The organism is Endoryza foliicola (assembly GCF_050589245.1).
Lineage (GTDB): Bacteria > Bacteroidota > Bacteroidia > Chitinophagales > Chitinophagaceae > Endoryza > Endoryza foliicola.
This window is the reverse complement of the sequence record NZ_JBOBEW010000003.1, coordinates 200,779-214,711: the sequence shown is the minus strand read 5'-3', so window position 1 is coordinate 214,711 and position 13,933 is coordinate 200,779. Positions and strand designations below refer to the sequence as shown.

The following is a 13,933-nucleotide window of genomic DNA, read 5'->3' as shown; positions in this document are numbered from 1 at the left end:
TATTATGTTCAGACTTCTAAGTCTGGTATTCTTACTTGTATCGATGTATTCGGTACAAGCTCAAAACTGTAGCTTTCGTTTGAGCGGTCATATTGAGGACAAGGATACCAAAGAAAAATTGGCAGGCGCTACTTTGTTGATCAAAGAATTGAATAAATCGGCCTTGTCGGATAATAATGGCGATTTCCTTTTCAACGGACTTTGCGCCGGTAAATACACATTGGTAATTTCCCATGCATCTTGTGATACAATTTCGGAATTGCTGGATCTGCAAAAAGACATGCATTTCGATTTCAAGCTGCTGCACGCTAGTAAAACCCTTGAAAAAGTAGTGGTATCGGCTTCTAAAGGCATTCAAAGTTCCGGATTTAAAAAAGAGCTAAGTGGCATCGCACTGCAAGAAGCAAAAACCGGTTCACTGGCTGAAGCACTTTCAAGATTAACGGGAGTGACCATGCTTCAAACCGGTAATACCATCGCTAAACCCGTTATTCATGGACTACATGGCAGCAGAATTCTCACCATCAATAATGGTGTACGCCAAGAAGGGCAGCAATGGGGCAATGAACATGCACCTGAAATTGACACGTACTTGGCAGACAAGCTACTGGTAATAAAAGGGGTAGATGAGTTGCGCTATGGAAGCGATGCTATTGGTGGTGTGGTAATTGTAGATACCAAACCGCTGAGAACTACAGTGGGAACCTCCGGAGTACTACATACCGCCTATGCTACTAATAATCAAGAATACATTGCTTCGGCTCAATTCGAACAACGTCTCAAAAAGGTAGATGCTTTTGCATACAGGCTTCAAGGCACGTTCAAGAATGGCGCAAATGTAATGACGCCCAATTATCGTCTGAACAATACCGGTATGCAAGAAATTAATTTCTCTGTAACAGCCGGATATAAGAAGAAATTGTGGAACACCGAGTTGTTTTACAGTCACTTCTTTACACAAGTGGGCATTTTTACAGGATCGCATATTGGGAACATCACCGATTTGGAAAAAGCGATCGCTTCAGACCGTCCCGATGCATCTTTTCTCAATGAACAATCGTATCAAATTAAACGACCCCGCCAACAAGTGACGCACGATTTGATAAAGTCTCAAACCTCTTACAATTTGAATGGGCATAAAATTAGCTTGTTGGTAGCGGCTCAAATCAATTCACGTCAAGAGTATGATATTGTTCGGAGCGCCTCTTCAAAACCACAGCTTGATTTAAACATCGCCACATTAACGGAGGATATTTCTTGGGAACGTCCGAGAACAGGAAGGCACCAGGGAAGCAGTGGAGTGGTAACGATGCAACAAAACAATGTGTATTCAGGCCGGTATTTTATACCCAATTATTTCGCCACAAATTATGGCGTATATGATATCGAAAAATGGTTTTTTGGAAAATGGGAACTGCAGGCCGGCGCTCGTTTCGATTTCAAGAATATTGCAACAACACGGTTGAAATTCAATGGCGATACGCTCGATAATACATTCAAGTTCACAACATTTGGCGCTTCTGTTACGGGCATTTACAACTGGACAGATCAGTGGAAATTGATCGGTAGCTTCAGTCGTGCAACCAGAGCTCCCTATGTAAACGAATTATTGTCGGATGGTATTCATCATGGAACAGCTACCTATGAAAAGGGCGATATTAAATTGGTTCCGGAGAAATCGTCCAATCTATCCATCACTGTACAGCATCACGATAGGGCTGATAAATGGCAAATGGAATTGTTGTTTTACGGAAATTACATCAACGATTTTATTTACCAGCAACCCAAACCTGATGCGCCTGTATTGACCATCGCCGGGGCTTTCCCTCTTTGGCAATACGAACAAACAGATGCTTTTTTATATGGATTAGACGGTCAAACCAATTTGAAAGTAACCAAGTCTCTTGAGTGGGATGTTAAATGGTCGATCCTGTATGCGAGAAATAGGAAAACAAACGATTGGTTGATTATGATGCCCGCAAATCGCTACAATAGCGGTCTAAAGTATACATTTAAAGATGGCTTAAAGAGAAGCAATTCCTATCTGAATTTGGAATATCAGTATGTTGACAAGCAACGAAGAGTTCCAACAGCAAACGGTTTAAAGTATGATTACAAAGCTGCGCCGGCGGCTTACCAACTGGTCAATTTATCAGTAGGAACGGATACCGAGTGGTGGGATCATAAATTCAATTTTTCAATTTCAGCTCGCAATTTGTTTAATGTTACGTATCGCGACTATTTAAATGCAATGCGGTATTTCACCGATGAAATGGGTAGGAATATCATTGTTTGCGCAAGTTTTAATCTGTAATTATCTAAAATTAAAAATCATGAAATTCAATAAAGTAAATGCATTTGTTTTAGTTCTATTATTAGGTGCAACAGTAGCTTCTTGTAAAAAAGTAGCCGTAGAAGAAAACGATGAAGAAGTTTTGACCACACTCCAACTTACGTTTACACCTGCGGCTGGAGGTAGTTCTTTAGTATATAAGTTTGATGATCCGGATGGTCCGGGTGGTAATGCTCCCACAACCGATCAAATAGTATTAGCCCCAAATACTACATACAATGTGAGCATCGCTGTGTTGAACAAAACGGCATCTCCGGTTGCAGATATTACAAGTGAGATTTTGACGGAGGCAATTGCGCATCGTTTTTATTTCATCCCCGCTTCCGGTACAAATATTTCTGTTTCCAATTTGAGTAAAGACGTAGATGGAATTTCCGTTGGACTGACCTCTACTTGGACTACAGGGGCCGCAGCCACCGGAAGTATTCAAGTGGTGTTGAGACACTACCCCGGTACTCCTCCAAATAAAGCCGAGTCGGATGATGTATCGAGTACAAAATCAGGAACCGATATTGAAGCTACATTCGCAACAAAAATTCAGTAAGAACTACTATAATAGTCAAGCCCCGCAATTGAATTGCGGGGCTTTTTAGTCGGAGTGAACAAAGTGATCCCTGAAAAACTATGTAAAAATTGACTTACTGCGTTTTAATTGATAACGATGGTGATGGTATGGCCTTTTCCGCTCACATAGTACACACCTGAAATGAAGTTGCTCATATCGAGGGTTACGTAACCGGCCTGTACTTGTTTAGACCAAAGCACTTGTCCGAAACTGTTGTACAATTGAAGATCCATCGGTTCTTCTACTTTTACTTCCATGATTTTATTATAGATCGGGTTTTTGACGATGGTGATCAGTTGTTTTGAATTGGTGAAGCGCACAACTTTTACTTCACTGTAACTGAAGTTTCCGTCTAAATCGATCTGCTTAATTCTATAGTAATTGTTGTTGCTTACGGGGTTCCGGTCTACAAAACTGTAGTTACTGGTAAACCCACTGTTGTTTTGAGCACTGATTCTTCCAATAGTATACCAATTTGTTCCATTTACACTTTGTTCAATATAGAATTCTCGTGTATTGGTTTCTGTAACGGTGCTCCATTGAAGAATAACTTCTTGTTGCTTTTTCTGCGCAGAGAAACTGAGCCATTTCAGAGGTATCAGTGAAAGTCCGCTTTTCTGAGCAGAAAAATTGGAAGTACTTCCGGTCAACGCAAAGTTAAACATTTGGCCTGCGTTCTCATTTTTTTGATCGATTAAGAAAACCAAACCCGTATTTGTACCCGATGATGCACCATTGTTAAAAGTATATTGAGCTATTAAGTTTGTTTCACTCGCCGGATTTACTTCTCGGTTCATGTTATTGGCAATTTCCGTAGCAGTTCTTACAGTATTCCAGATCCTGACTTCATCGAGGAATCCGTTGTAGAAATTGCCATTGGTTTGAATCATCCCTAGCGCAATGCGTGTTGGTGCCGAGCGAAGTGATGTTCCTCCGGTTCCGGTGGCTTCCTGGGCTCCGTTAACATAGAGTACCATGGCGCCTGTTGATTGTTTCCAAGTGGCAGCAATATGTACCCAAGAGCCTGTATTCACAGCAGAGGTAGAGGTAATGGTCACATCCGGTTGGCCAATGCCAAAAGCTGCTCGGTTACCTGTCATAGTTATACCGAAATCAGTAGTAACGCCTCCAACTTCTGCATCTACAAGGCCTGTACCGCTGTACCATTGCGATCCGGCACTTCCACCACCTGTTTGTGTTGTTTTCATCCAAAATTCAATGGTGAAATCAGAAGTAACCGATTTGGGAATAATGGCTGCATCATTTGAACCGTCAAAATTGAGAGAGTTGGCAGTAAATTGAACCGGACTTGCAGTGAATGTGGGTGAGCTAACCAAAGAGCCATCAACACCACTTGTGTTAGAGCTACTGTTGACTAGAGTAGTACCCGATCCGTCGTTGCATTTGTAATAGGCAATCAAACCGGCTGCATTTACTGCAGGTCCGCTAAACATTTTTATTTTTAATGTAGAAGGAGATTGAACGGTGCTCCAGAGGCGTACTTCGTCTATATCTCCGTTAAAATATCTTCTTGATCCAGCGTCGCTCCAATCGCCCAACAACAAGTTTCCACTGGGAGCGCCAATTCCGGTGCTGTTAATATTACCAACATCAGATCTCGTACCTACACTTACACCGTTTACATATAACTTCATGCCTTCTTTTGTTCCATCCCATACAGCCGCAATATGATACCATAAGCCGGTACTCAAATTGGATGTAGCATAATCAATATTGCTAGCATTTGAGGCGTTGTACATTAGGTAAAAGCTGAGATTGCCACCATAGATCAATAGTTCCAGTCCCGAGCTATTGGTAGACCTGCTCACAATTTCTTGTGTTCCTGCAAAGCTGTTGAATTTAACAAAGACCTCTACTGTTTTAATATTAGATGCATCGAATGCAGCATTTGAGCCTAGATTCGCATAATTACTACCGTTTAGAGTTAAACTGTAATTTTGAGCGTATGTAAAAAGACTTAACGTTAATAAGATCGGGGGTAAGGTTAGTCTTTTCAATAAGGTCGTGAACATGATGCTAAGGTTTGTACGTAATGCTTCAAATACGTACAAACCCTCCGTTTCTTATATTTTCAATTTTAATTTGATTGGAATTTTTCGAATATAGAAGGAAATGCTTAGAGCTAAATCTGGGTTTTTCTCTGTTTTAAAAGAAAGAACCTAATTAACAAAAAGCTTACGATTGGAGCGTTTGGCACTACTCAATGGTTATCAGTTGATTTTGGATTTCGTTTTTTCTTAAGAATTGTATTTTAATGTCAATAAGAGGAAAGTCTTATTGCAGCATAACTGCCGGGGCCGGAAAACCATCGTTTTTGTTACTTAGCATAGTAAGCTGCTTTCAATCTATCGTCTTGCTCGTATCTTAAACACCCCTCTATTCTGAAACACTTCATTGTCCGATTTCATATAGAGTGTGAGCTTTGTATGACTGTTGCGGTCTATTTGGGCGGTTCTATTGATATTGAAAGAACTGTGTCCCGTTTTCTGTAAGTATTCCTGTTGGGTGTTTTCTCCATCAAATTCAAGATAGGTTTCTACTATATAGGTGCCGGTAATGGCAACATCGGCTACCATGGCAATTTCGTACTGACCGGGTTTGGTGATGAAGGAATCCAAATTCAATACCAAGGTGTCTGCGCCATTTTTAAAGGTCTTAGTATCATAGCTGCCGCACACTTTCCACTCGGGGTCGTTTTGAATGGTTACACTGGGTTCAAAATTCGAAACATGATAGGCTGAAACCGATCGCCAGTTAGGGGCCAATTTGTTTTTGGTTACATTAATTCGAATGTCCGTAGTAGTGATTGTTTTGAATGCTTCGATTTTTTTGCGTCCCACCGATTCTCCTTTCGCTATTTCCACCCATTTCCCATTCACTTTTGCTTCAATGGTGTAGGCCCTGATTCTATGACCGTATTGATACTGTTCTTCCAATACGATATGATTGATGGCAGTTGGCTTTTGGAAATGTAAAATCGGGTTGATGGCAATGGGTAATTTGAGTTGTGCTACCGGCTTTTCAAAACGCTTTTGTAGCTCAGCTCCGAAAGCTCGATACAAGGATACATCATCGGGAACTATTAAACCGGTGGTGTCGGGACAAGAGTTGATCAATAAATTCCCTCCATAGCCTACAGATTTGTAGTACATATCAATCAGTTCTTCTAAAGACTTGCGTTTCTTTTCTTTTTCCTTACTCCAAAACCAATAATGATCATACAAGGGCGCATCGGCTTCTAGTGGCGCCCAAGCATCACCATCAGGAGTATCATCGTACTGCGTGGCCAATCCCAATTTCAATCTACCGGAGGGAACCGTATTCCAAACCGGGTAACTGAGCTTGCCCGATTCAGTACCCGGCCAACGCAAGCTTGCATAAGGACTTTGAAAGATCGTTGCTTTTGAAGCATACTTCTTTAATATATCGCCCACTTCTACGACACAGTTTCCATCAAACCAAACCTCAGCCATTTCGCCATAGTTTGTCAGAACTTCTGTTAATTGTTGACGAAACACTTTATTATAGGCTTCTTGTAAACTAGGATCTTTTGTTTTGCCTCCGCTTCCAATACCGGCTCCATAGGCTACGTCGCCCGGATAGATGTACACGCCCATCTTAATTCCATATTTCTTGCAAGAAGCGGCTACTTCTTTCATCAAATCGCCTTTGCCATTTTTCCAAGGAATATTGCGTACACAGTATTCGGTGGTTTTTGTAGGCCACCAACAAAATCCACCCACATGTTTCGCTACAAAAATGATTTCTTTCGCACCCCAAGATTTCGCCACTTCACACCATTGGTCGGTGTTCAGCTTTGAAGGATTCAACCGACTGATATCAAATTTTCCTGTTTCATCGTATTCGTTGCCGGTCCATGTAGCTACGCCAAAATGCACGAACATGATGCGTTCACGTTCTTGCCACTGGTATTGCACGGCACTAGGTACGGCGATGTCTGATTTTTGTGCATTTGCAAAAAGGAACTCAAACACCAACAAACAACCAAGTGCTATTTTCTTATTCATTTTAGAAAAAATTATTTCGCTAAAATAAATGAATTTCAGGGCTCAACCATTCAATGGCAGACCCAGATCTGATTTTAAATTTATTTAGAAAGTATTCTTAGAAACAGTTAAGTCTATTACAATTCTCCCCTTTCGTATTCCTAATTTTTTGGAAGCTGCCCAACCAAATGAATTGTATCGGCATCATTCATTTAAGTACTGATATAGTTTAATTGAATTTAGATTTCTCACAATGGTCATAGGTTAGGTTAGTTGGGGTACGCAGGTGGCTGCGGCCCCATTTTTTTTGGGTGCTTAAAAATTAAAAAGGGGTGCCGACCAAGGCCACCCCTAACCATAACTGATTATCCTAAACTTATTTACTCGTTACGTCTGTACGTTCATACGGCCCTTTGAACTTAGTAATGTCAATAGGGAAGTGACGAGTATTCATATTGTTGATTTGAAGAACATTCTTCAAATTGGTTGCCGAGTGTTCAAAACCGGTAGCATCACCGGTGTCATAATCATTCAAACGAAGGCCTTTCGCTTCATTCATCATAGCCATAGGATCGTCTAAATAATAGTAAATTACTGCTAAGTTGTAGTAGCTCGCATAACGAAGCTTGCGCTCCCGCTTGCTTTTTCCATTATATACTCTTTTTATTTTATTGAAGTAGTCAATAGCCGGTTGGAGCATTTCTCTGATTTCATCGGTAGGCTTATCGGCGCTCATTCTAAAGAATGCATCACTTACAATTTGGAATGCTTTTCTGTGATCATCGTATTCAGCATCTTTTCTGCTTCCTACGATCCACATGATATCGGTACTTGTAACAGTTTGATAACCGTAATCTCTTGTAAGCTGATTACTTAAATTGTTCACCGCATTTTGAACATTTCTTCTAAATAAATCTTGTGCAATAGAAATAGAATTCAATGCGAAGTATCCGTCAGCAACAGTTTTAATTGCAAACTCAGGACTTCGGTATACCATTTTATTATTTCTATTGGCGAGCATTCTTTCTTCTAAGTTCATGCCTCTATAATCTTCTAAGATTGCATTGGCTTGAAAAGTATAGATCACTTCTTGCGAATAGTAAGTGCGCGTACCTGTTATTTGGCCGTTTCTGTTTTTGATCGTCTCAATACGTTCTTTAGTAGAAACACTTTCCGGTAAAATGTCTTCGAATCTTATTTTAATTCGGATATGACCATCCCGGTCTAATTTTCTCCAACCATCAATCCAAACCGATTTTTCCGGACTGATCGTATTCAGCAATGGCTGCATCAATCGCGTTGTCTCGATTTCTACATTGAATGTTCGGTAAGTGGTATCAATTTGTATTTGGGGAAGAGCTCGGTATTGAGCTGAAATGGAGAACTTGTCTAAGTCCACATTTCTTTGGGCAGATACAGTAGCTGCCAATAACAAGCCTGATAATAGTAGACGTGTTTTCACTGGTAGGGATTTGTTTAATAACGTAGGAATTTTAGTTTAAGTATGTTAACCGCATCTTGTTGGTTATCAATGAATAAAAATAGTACGGCGAGTTTGATTATGTATAATATATTACAAGTCAATACCTTGGGGATAGTACGCTTATCAACACTCTTAGATATATTTGCATTTTATTTCTTACTTATGACCGATTCTTTTCCGCAAAGACTTAAGCCTTATCTCATAGAAAAATCCGTTCTGGTAAAATCTCCCGGCCGTATCAATCTCATCGGTGAACATACCGATTACAACGAAGGCTTTGTTCTACCGGCAGCTATTGATAAAGCAGCTTATATCGTCCTTAATAAAAGAACCGATAATCGTATAGTACTGCATTCGGCCGATTGGGAGCAACGATTTGAAATTGAACTTCAAGATCTTGCACTACAATCCCAACCTTCTTGGCCCAACTACCTTCTTGGAGTGGTTGCACAATTTCAAAAAGCAGGATTTGCGCTGTCCGGATTTGAAGCAGCTTTAAGCTCCGATGTGCCGGTAGGTGCCGGACTCAGTTCTTCCGCAGCAATAGAATGCGCCATGGCAATGGCATTGAGTACCGCTTTTGAACATCCACTTTCAAGAATCGATTTGGTGAAACTGTCTCAAAAAGCAGAACATGAATACGCCGGTGTAAAATGTGGTATCATGGATCAGTTTGCCAGTGGTTTTGGAAAGAAAGACCATGTGATCAAACTCGATTGCAAATCCCTCGAATATGAATACAAGCCTTTACAATTGAATGGCTATAAAATTGTATTGTTCGATACCAATGTGAAACATTCCCTCGCTTCATCCGAATACAATGTTCGAAGAGAACAATGTGAAACCGGCGTGGCCTGGGTGCAAGAAGTATATCCTGAAGTAAGATCATTACGAGACATTAGTTTGGATCAACTCAAACAGCTCGTATTGCCAAAAGACGCGCTCATTTATCAGCGCTGTAAATTCGTGGTGGAAGAAAATATCCGTTTATTATCCGGATGTGATGATTTGGAAACAGGTAACATTGAAGCATTTGGGAAGAAAATGTTTCGGACTCATGAGGGACTTAGTAAAGAATACGAAGTAAGTTGCCCGGAACTCGATTTTTTAGTGGAAGCCGTGAAGAATCATCCCCATGTGTTAGGCTCTAGGATGATGGGTGGCGGCTTTGGTGGTTGCACCATCAATATCATAAAAGAAGAAGGTGTTCACGAAATCGTAAACACCCTCTCCGAGTCGTATCAAAAACAGATGCAAAAAGCCTTAACCGTGCATCACGTTAGTATTGAAAATGGAACGACTCTATTAAGTTGAGGTTAACTCATTCCCCACTCAACAAATTCACCCATTAGTTAAAACCCTTTTTTCACTTTCAACTCGTCCACCACTCCCTGTGGTTTCAAAGCCGCATGCAATTTCTCTACAATCAATTCCTTTGCCAATTGGAAATTAGCACTTGACTTGATGTCCAAACTAGAGGCACCAATGCTGATGGTATATTTTCCTGCATCAGCTATCCAAGAAGAACGCTCTGTATCAAAAGAGGCGAGGTCCTCCGGTTTCAATGTAAAGGTGATGGTTTGCGAAGCACCGGGTTGCAAGAGCTTTGTTTTTGCAAAACCTTTCAATTCCGAAACCGGCTTGTCGAGTTTTGAATTCGGAGCTCCCAAATACAATTGCACCACTTCTTTGCCGGCTTTCTTTCCGGTATTGGTAATGGTAACCGTTGCTTTGATGCTACCGTCGAAATCAGGTGCACTAAGTTTAACACCGCTGTATTTGAAACTGGTGTACGATTGACCATAGCCAAATTCAAACAAGGGTTTTACATTGAAGGTGTTGAAATAACGGTATCCCATGTAAATGCCTTCAGTATAGGTTACTTCTGCCGGAACGGTTTTCATTCCCATCAAACCAACAGTAGCCTTTTCAGGAAACTCTTTTCCTGGGAAGTAAGGAGCCGTAGGTTCTTTTTTATAATTACCTGGAAAACTGGTGGCTAGTTTTCCGGAAGGGTTCACTTTGCCACTAATGATGTCGGCAATAGCATTGCCTCCTTCGTTCCCGGGTTGCCAAGCCAATAAGATAGCGTCTGCTTTTTCTTTCAATAAACTCAGATCAACCACTCCTCCTGCATTGACTACCGCAATCACTCTTTTGCCCTTAGCATGAAATGCAGCAGCAATTTTTTCAAAATTCTTTATTTCTGTTTCTGAAAGTTGATAGTCGTTCTCTACTTTTCTATCCTTTCCTTCTCCGGCATTTCTTGATAAATAAAAGATAGCGGTTTGATTGTTGGTAGCCGCCGTTGCAATTTCTTCATCACTGAGCGATAATTCTTCAGCAGGTGGGGTAGGGTTCATGAACTCCTGAACAAAAGATTTCTTCGGATGCTTTTTCAGATAGTCACTCATGTAACTGCTGTATTTCAACGCCAAAGAAGCGTCGGTAGCATACCCTGCATTCTTCAATCCTTCTGCTAAAGAAACAGCGTGTTCATAACTTACCTCACCACTTCCTGTTCCGCCTGTGATCATCTCATACCCTCTGTTTCCGAATAAGGCCACAGAACCGGTTGTTTTTGCAAAGGGCAAACTTCCCTGTGCATTTTTCAGCAATACCATTCCCTCTGCAGCGGCTTCTCTTGAAACCTGCGCAGCCTTTTTTAAATCAGGCTTATTGTTGAATGCATAGTTTTTCGCCACAGGTGTTTTCAATAACACTGTTAGAATGGCTTCCACGTTTTCATCAAGAATGGATTCAGCCAATTCTCCTTTTTTTACAGCAGCTACAATTGTTTTTACTTGCGCTTCTGTTCCGGGCATCAACAAATGGTTCCCCGCTTTCATTTGCGCAACGGGATCTTTGCCTCCAAACCAATCGGTCATCACAAATCCTTTGTAACCCCATTCGTCTTTTAATACAGTCTTCAACAGATCACTGTTTTCTGATGCAAAAGTTCCGTTGATCAAATTGTAAGAACTCATTACGGCCCAAGGCTGCGATTTTTTGATCGCAATTTCGAAAGCACGCAAGTAGATTTCACGAAGGGTGCGTTCACTTACGATGGTATTAACAGAATTACGGTTGGTTTCTTGATTATTCGCAGCAAAGTGTTTTACTGTTGCACCCACACCTTGTGATTGAATGCCCTTAATTATTGCCGCGGCTATTTCTCCCGTCACCAACGGATCTTCTGAATAATATTCGAAATTTCTACCTCCTAATGGATTGCGGTGAATATTCATGCCTGGTCCTAATATAAAATCAATGCCATAGGCCTTGATTTCTGCGCCGAATGCAGTTCCTACTTTACGCACTAAGGCGGTGTCCCAACTGGAGGCCAATAATGTTCCAATAGGAAATGCAGTAGTGAAATAGCCGTTGGCAGAATCTTTACCCGTCATAAAGCGGTGCACTCCGGAAGGTCCATCAGCCAAAGCTGCAGAGGGAATGCCCAATCGTGCAATGGGAACAGTATGTCCCGAAACGCCTTCAATTTTATCGGGCGTTTTGTCGGTTTGTCCCATATTCAAACCGGCGATGATAAAGCCTTTACCCACTACAATTTTTGCTTTTTCCTCGACGGTCATGGCTTTGATCACTTCTTTCAAAGGTGCTTTGCCAAATTGAGGTGCTTGCGCGAACATGGTTCCTGTTACCAATGCGGCAAACAGTACTAACAGAATTTTTTTCATACGTGATAAATGAATTAACGATTGCTATACCAATAGTTATTTTATTTTTTCTCTTCTTTGATGCGAATGGCTTCTACTTCAAACATGTTCATCAACATGCCGGTTAAATGATCCTCGTCTTTTTTAGTAAGAGTAATGGTTAAATCGAAGCCTTGTGCTGAGAAAGAAACGGTTACCTCATTTTCTTTCACTTCCAAATTGCTCATTTTTGAAATTTCGGTACCCGCAGAATCGGTTACTACTCCGCTTAAAGCACCATCTTTCTTGGTGAAATTGAAAACCAATTTCGCATCACCTTGTGGTGTATTCTTGATTACAACATTCCATTTACCGGCAAAGAAATCTGCAGGAGCAGGAGCGGGTGAACTTTGCGAAAAGGCATTCATTGAAAAAACACTCACCATAAGAATGGTAAGCAGGAAGGAGATTTTTTTCATACAGAAAATTTGATTCGTTATTAAATGATGGAATGACCAAGGAAGCTGCAACCCTTCATTGAGTCATTATGACACAATGATACTTATTTTTGTAGATTGCGAGTAAAAAAGTTTTGCAGGGCAGGCTTTTTTCGACATTTTTGATGAAGTGGGCGCTCAAGTTTCGGCGCAATTATCGAATAATTAATTGAATATCAACTAGATACAAAGTAGCATGGCAACCAAGGGCGGAAAGGGAAAGGGAAGGGAAAAGGAGCGAATGAAATCGTTGGTGAGATCCATCGATGTAAACATGGCAGAAGTACGTGAAAAGTACATGCCGGGGGTTTCTATTGACACGGTTATTTTTAGTTTCCACGACGATGAATTAAAAGTCCTGCTGATTAGATACGGTGATATACCTTTTTATTGTTTACCGGGAGGGTTTATTGAGAAAACAGAAGAATTAGACGATGCGGCTTTGAGAATTTTGAAAGAAAGATCGGGTATTGGTAATATTTATTTGGAGCAGTTTTATACTACGGGTGCCGTCAATCGATCTCAAGGTCACATGATGGGAGAGTGGTTCCAGGAATTAGCAAAAGATAGGGATGTAAAGAATTGGTTTGATCAGCGATTCATCTCGGTTTGTTACTACGCACTGATCGATGAAGCCAATGTTGAATTACTGAGCGAAGAGTTTGTAACAGAAATGAAATGGGTGGATGTTAAGAAACTTCCAAAGCTCTATCTCGATCACGCACTCATAGTTAAGAAAGCCATTGAGCGCTTGCAAATAGACCTCGATCAAAAACTAGTAGGCTTCAATTTATTGAATGAAACCTTTACCATGGGTGAATTGCAAAAATTGTATGAAGCCGTATACCAGAAAGCATTCGATCGCACCAATTTTCAAAGAAAAATGCTGAGCATGAACATTCTGGAACGATTGGAGAAAAAATATACAGGTAAGGCCTATAAAGCTCCTTACCTGTATCGGTTTATTTCGAAGGTCTAGCACTCTTTTTTTAGCTCCGAGTTTGTAATTCATCACAAACCACCTTCATTGGCCTATTAATTTCGTTGATTTCTCAATCGCTCGTATTCTTCTTCACTCATCGTTCTAATCGGCTCTTGAAAGCGATCTGTATTTTGATAACTTCTGGTATATACGAATACGGGTCTTCTTCGAGAAAAGCGCATTCGCGACGAACCAAAAGGGGAAACGATAAATCTGGCTAATAGTACGAGAATCAATATAGGGCCTGATAATATGAATAAGGTTGCTGCCAAAGCACCTCCTATCACTGCTCCAAAAAATCTTGAGATCATGGTAAAAAAGGTTTGTTATACTATTGAAGACGGGGGAGCCGGTTTGTTACTTTAAAAG

Annotated in this window: 10 protein-coding genes; 4 read left to right on the top strand and 6 right to left on the bottom strand. The window is 40.8% G+C overall.

What is annotated here, in order from left to right; translation table 11 throughout:
* Positions 1-4 precede the first annotated feature (4 nt).
* Together ACQ2HE_RS08310 and ACQ2HE_RS08305 are read left to right on the top strand one after the other, a co-directional pair.
* Positions 5-2,314: a TonB-dependent receptor gene (locus tag ACQ2HE_RS08310; protein WP_430898672.1), complete on the top strand. Its 2,310-nt coding sequence runs from the start codon at positions 5-7 to the stop codon at positions 2,312-2,314.
* A 19-nt stretch (positions 2,315-2,333) separates the two neighbouring features.
* Entirely contained in the window at positions 2,334-2,897 is a 564-nt protein-coding gene (locus tag ACQ2HE_RS08305) for a hypothetical protein (protein ID WP_430898674.1), read from the top strand.
* Between the two features lie 104 nt (positions 2,898-3,001).
* On the opposite strand, the gene ACQ2HE_RS08300 is transcribed toward ACQ2HE_RS08305, so the two are convergent.
* From ACQ2HE_RS08300 to ACQ2HE_RS08290, 3 genes are all read right to left on the bottom strand, one after another.
* Complete coding sequence (locus tag ACQ2HE_RS08300) at positions 3,002-4,951, bottom strand: LamG domain-containing protein (protein WP_430898676.1); 1,950 nt, start codon at positions 4,949-4,951, stop codon at positions 3,002-3,004.
* A 333-nt stretch (positions 4,952-5,284) separates the two neighbouring features.
* The gene (locus ACQ2HE_RS08295) at positions 5,285-6,967 is read right to left on the bottom strand and encodes an alpha-L-fucosidase (RefSeq protein WP_430898678.1); all 1,683 of its coding nucleotides are present in this window, start codon (positions 6,965-6,967) and stop codon (positions 5,285-5,287) included.
* A 355-nt stretch (positions 6,968-7,322) separates the two neighbouring features.
* On the bottom strand, positions 7,323-8,408 hold the full coding sequence (locus ACQ2HE_RS08290; RefSeq protein WP_430898680.1) for a hypothetical protein: 1,086 nt from the start codon (positions 8,406-8,408) through the stop codon (positions 7,323-7,325).
* Positions 8,409-8,591: 183 nt separating this feature from the next.
* On the opposite strand from ACQ2HE_RS08290, the gene galK reads away from it, so the two are divergent.
* The gene (gene galK / locus ACQ2HE_RS08285; protein WP_430898682.1) at positions 8,592-9,743 is read left to right on the top strand and encodes a galactokinase; all 1,152 of its coding nucleotides are present in this window, start codon (positions 8,592-8,594) and stop codon (positions 9,741-9,743) included.
* A 38-nt stretch (positions 9,744-9,781) separates the two neighbouring features.
* On the opposite strand, the gene ACQ2HE_RS08280 is transcribed toward galK, so the two are convergent.
* Complete coding sequence (locus tag ACQ2HE_RS08280) at positions 9,782-12,127, bottom strand: beta-glucosidase (RefSeq protein WP_430898684.1); 2,346 nt, start codon at positions 12,125-12,127, stop codon at positions 9,782-9,784.
* 41 nt (positions 12,128-12,168) lie between these two features.
* Positions 12,169-12,564 (bottom strand): hypothetical protein, encoded by a 396-nt coding sequence (locus tag ACQ2HE_RS08275; protein ID WP_430898686.1) that lies wholly within the window; start codon positions 12,562-12,564, stop codon positions 12,169-12,171.
* Between the two features lie 214 nt (positions 12,565-12,778).
* On the opposite strand from ACQ2HE_RS08275, the gene ACQ2HE_RS08270 reads away from it, so the two are divergent.
* Positions 12,779-13,561 carry an NUDIX hydrolase gene (locus ACQ2HE_RS08270; RefSeq protein ID WP_430898688.1) on the top strand — a complete coding sequence of 261 codons (783 nt, stop codon included), beginning with the start codon at positions 12,779-12,781 and terminating at the stop codon, positions 13,559-13,561.
* Between the two features lie 56 nt (positions 13,562-13,617).
* On the opposite strand, the gene ACQ2HE_RS08265 is transcribed toward ACQ2HE_RS08270, so the two are convergent.
* Positions 13,618-13,875: a hypothetical protein gene (locus tag ACQ2HE_RS08265; RefSeq protein WP_430898690.1), complete on the bottom strand. Its 258-nt coding sequence runs from the start codon at positions 13,873-13,875 to the stop codon at positions 13,618-13,620.
* Between the last annotated feature and the right edge of the window lie 58 nt (positions 13,876-13,933).

Coding starts and splice junctions, on each gene's coding strand:
- ACQ2HE_RS08310 (WP_430898672.1), top strand. CDS start 5: ATGTTCAGACTTCTAAGTCTGGTATTCTTACTTGTATCGATGTATTCG.
- ACQ2HE_RS08305 (WP_430898674.1), top strand. CDS start 2,334: ATGAAATTCAATAAAGTAAATGCATTTGTTTTAGTTCTATTATTAGGT.
- ACQ2HE_RS08300 (WP_430898676.1), bottom strand. CDS start 4,951: ATGTTCACGACCTTATTGAAAAGACTAACCTTACCCCCGATCTTATTA.
- ACQ2HE_RS08295 (WP_430898678.1), bottom strand. CDS start 6,967: ATGAATAAGAAAATAGCACTTGGTTGTTTGTTGGTGTTTGAGTTCCTT.
- galK (WP_430898682.1), top strand. CDS start 8,592: ATGACCGATTCTTTTCCGCAAAGACTTAAGCCTTATCTCATAGAAAAA.
- ACQ2HE_RS08280 (WP_430898684.1), bottom strand. CDS start 12,127: ATGAAAAAAATTCTGTTAGTACTGTTTGCCGCATTGGTAACAGGAACC.
- ACQ2HE_RS08275 (WP_430898686.1), bottom strand. CDS start 12,564: ATGAAAAAAATCTCCTTCCTGCTTACCATTCTTATGGTGAGTGTTTTT.
- ACQ2HE_RS08270 (WP_430898688.1), top strand. CDS start 12,779: ATGGCAACCAAGGGCGGAAAGGGAAAGGGAAGGGAAAAGGAGCGAATG.
- ACQ2HE_RS08265 (WP_430898690.1), bottom strand. CDS start 13,875: ATGATCTCAAGATTTTTTGGAGCAGTGATAGGAGGTGCTTTGGCAGCA.